The organism is Streptomyces sp. NPDC059564, from assembly GCF_042735575.1.
Lineage (GTDB): Bacteria > Actinomycetota > Actinomycetes > Streptomycetales > Streptomycetaceae > Streptomyces.
In genome coordinates this window covers 1-3304 of sequence record NZ_JBHWBP010000555.1, presented here as the reverse complement: position 1 = coordinate 3304, position 3304 = coordinate 1, and the positions used below count along the sequence as shown (strand labels likewise).

3 protein-coding genes are annotated in these 3304 nt (G+C 69.6%); all 3 read right to left on the bottom strand.

The features are described 5' to 3' along the window. Window positions 1-91 precede the first annotated feature (91 nt). Entirely contained in the window at window positions 92-1168 is a 1077-nt protein-coding gene (locus ACFV0Q_RS40020) for an ABC transporter ATP-binding protein (RefSeq protein ID WP_385012835.1), read from the bottom strand. Between the two features lie 11 nt (window positions 1169-1179). Beyond that, window positions 1180-2187: an ABC transporter ATP-binding protein gene (locus ACFV0Q_RS40015; RefSeq protein WP_385012834.1), complete on the bottom strand. Its 1008-nt coding sequence runs from the start codon at window positions 2185-2187 to the stop codon at window positions 1180-1182. 83 nt (window positions 2188-2270) lie between these two features. Then, window positions 2271-3272 (bottom strand): ABC transporter permease, encoded by a 1002-nt coding sequence (locus ACFV0Q_RS40010; RefSeq protein ID WP_385012833.1) that lies wholly within the window; start codon window positions 3270-3272, stop codon window positions 2271-2273. Window positions 3273-3304 lie beyond the last annotated feature (32 nt).

Below are 3304 nucleotides of genomic sequence, written 5' to 3'. Positions count from 1 at the left end.
GCTACCGCTGGGAGGTGCCCCCGGGCGGGGCTGGATTTGGCCCGACGGCGCCGGTCAGGGCTGGATTTGGCCCGACGGCGCCGTGGAACCGCTACACCGCGTCCGTCGCGCCCGGGAGGGGTGGGTCGTTCGGAGCCTGATCCGGGGCGTTTTCCGGGTGGTGGCAGGCGACCTGGTGGCCCGTCTTCAGGGCGACCAGCGGCGGGTCCACCTTCGTGCACATCTCCGTCGCCTTCCAGCACCGCGTGTGGAAGCGGCACCCGGCCGGCGGGGAGATCGGCGAGGGCACGTCGCCCTTCAGCAGGATGCGGCCGCTCTTCACGCCGCGCCGCCTCGGGTCCGGCACCGGGACCGCCGACATCAGCGCCGTCGTGTACGGGTGCATCGGGGCCTCGTACAGCGACTTGCGGTCGGACAGCTCCACGATCTTGCCGAGGTACATCACCGCGATGCGGTCCGAGACGTGCCGGATGACCGACAGGTCGTGCGCGATGATCACGTACGTGAGGCCGAGCTCCTCCTGGAGGTCGTCCAGCAGGTTGACCACCTGCGCCTGGATCGACACGTCCAGGGCCGAGACGGGCTCGTCCGCGACCACCAGCTTCGGCTTCAGCGCCAGCGCCCGCGCGATGCCGATGCGCTGGCGCTGACCGCCCGAGAACTCGTGCGGGTAGCGGTTGAAGTGCTCGGGGTTCAGGCCGACCAGCGACAGCAGCCGCTGGACCTCCGCCTTGAGGCCGCCCTCCGGGGTGACCTTCTGGAGCTTGAAGGGCGCGCCGACGATCGTGCCGACCGTGTGCCGCGGGTTCAGCGAGCCGTACGGGTCCTGGAAGATCATCTGCACGTCACGGCGGAGCGGCCGCATGCCCGCCACGCCCAGGTGCGTGATGTCCTTGCCCTCGAACTCGACCGTGCCGCCGGTCGGTTCGAGCAGCCGGGTGATCAGCCGGCCCATGGTGGACTTGCCGCAGCCGGACTCGCCGACGATGCCGAGGGTCTCGCCCCGCCGCACCTCGAAGTCGATGCCGTCCACGGCCTTGACGGCCCCGGCCTGCCTGCGCAGCAACCCCTTGCTGATGGGGAAGTGCTTGACCAGCCCGGTCACCTTCAGCAGCACGTCCGCGTCGTTCGTCTCAGGCGTCGAGGGCGAATCGGGCGTCTCGGTCACGGTGGTCTCGCTCACAGCTTCGGCGCAATCTCTTCGGTCCAGATCCGGGTCCGCTCCTCCTGCGACATGTGGCAGGCGGACCAGTGCAGGGTGTCGTCCTGGGTCAGTTCGGGACGCACGGTGCGGGTGACGCCGCCCTTGGGGACGTCGGCGTAGGGGCACCGCGGGTTGAAGGCACAGCCGCTCGGGATGTTGATGAGGCTGGGCGGCGAGCCCTTGACCGGGATCAGGCGCTCGGTCTGGTCGCGGTCGATGCGCGGCATGGAGCCGAGCAGGCCCCAGGTGTAGGGGTGCCGGGGGCCGTAGAAGACCTTCTCGGCGGTGCCGCGCTCGACGCACCGGCCGCCATACATCACGAGGATGTCGTCGGCCATCTCCGCGACCACGCCGAGGTCGTGCGTGATCATGATGACCGCGGAGCCGAACTCCTTCTGGAGGTCGCGGATCAGGTCGAGGATCTGCGCCTGGACGGTGACGTCCAGGGCGGTGGTCGGCTCGTCCGCGATCAGCAGCTCGGGGTTGTTGACCAGCGCCATCGCGATCATCGCGCGCTGGCGCATGCCGCCGGAGAACTCGTGCGGGTACGCGTCCACGCGCCGGTGGGGCTCCGGGATGCCGACGCGGTCGAGCATCTCGACGGCGCGGGTGCGGGCCTTCTTCTTGTCGACGTCGTGGTGGGTCCGGTACGCCTCGATGATCTGCTTGCCCACCGAGTAGTACGGGTGCATGGCGGACAGCGGGTCCTGGAAGACCATCGCCATCTTGTGCCCGCGCAGGCGCCGCACGCGGTCGGCGTCGGCCGCCACCAGGTCCTCGCCGTCGAGCACGACCTCGCCGGAGATGTGGGGGCGGCTGCGCGCGTTGCCGGTGCGGTGCAGGCCCATGATCGCCAGCGAGGTGACCGACTTGCCGGAGCCGGACTCGCCCACGATGCCGAGGGTCTTGCCGCGTTCCAGGTCGAAGGAGAGTCCGTCGACGGACTTCACCAGGCCGTCGTCGGTGGGGAAGTGCACCCGCAGGTCGCGTACGGAGAGGAAGGGGACCGCGTCGCGCGGGCCGCCCTGCTCGGGGACGAATGCGGGCTGGTCGGAAACGGTCTTGGTCACGTCAGCCTCACGCGCGGGTCGATGACGGCGTACAGCAGGTCCACGATCAGGTTGGCCATCACCACGAAGAGCGCGGCGAGCAGGGTGACTCCCATGATCACGGGGAGGTCGCCCTGGCCGATGGCGGCGACGGCCGCCGTTCCCAGACCCTGGAAGTTGAAGGTCGTCTCGGTGAGCACCGCGCCGCCGAGGAGTCCGCCGAGGTCGAGGCCGAACATCGTGACGATCGGGGTGAGGGTGGAGCGCAGGGCGTGCTTGCGGATGACCACGCCCTCCTTGAGGCCCTTGGCGCGCGCCGTGCGGATGTAGTCCTCGCCGAGGACTTCCAGCATGGTCGCCCGGGTGATGCGGGCGTAGGTGGCGGCGAAGAGGAAGGCCAGGGTGACCCAGGGCAGGATCATGCTGTTGAGCCAGGCCAGTGGATCCTCGGTCAGGGGTTTGTAGTTGGAGACGTCGAGCCAGCCGAGGCTGTAGACGAAGACCGCGGGGGCCACCATGCCGGTGAAGAAGATCGGCAGGGAGACGCCGGCGAGGGCGCCGATCATGACGGTGCGGTCGATGGTGGTCCGGCGTTTGAGCGCCGAGACCACTCCGGTGGCCACACCGGCGAGGACCCAGATGACGGCCGCGCCGAGGGCGAGCGAGAGGGTGACCGGCATGCGGTCGACCATGGTCTCCCAGACGGGGGCCTCGCTCTTGAAGGAGTAGCCGAAGCACGGCGCGGCGCAGTGCGTGACCTCGGTGCCCGCGTCGTAGTCGCGGCCGGCGAAGATCCCCTTGAGGAACACCCAGTACTGCTCGGAGATCGGCTTGTCGAAGCCCATCTTGACCCGGATGCCCTGCAGGGCGGTCTCGCTGGTCTCACGGCCGGCGTACATGAGCGCGGGGTCGCTGCCGGTCAGCTTGGGGACCGCGAAGAAGATGCCGAAGGTGACCGCGGAGACCACCAGCAGCGTGGCGGCGACGTTGAAAAGCCGCCGTATGAGGTAGACGAGCACTGCAGTCGGCCGCCCGGGGCGGGCGGCTGCCG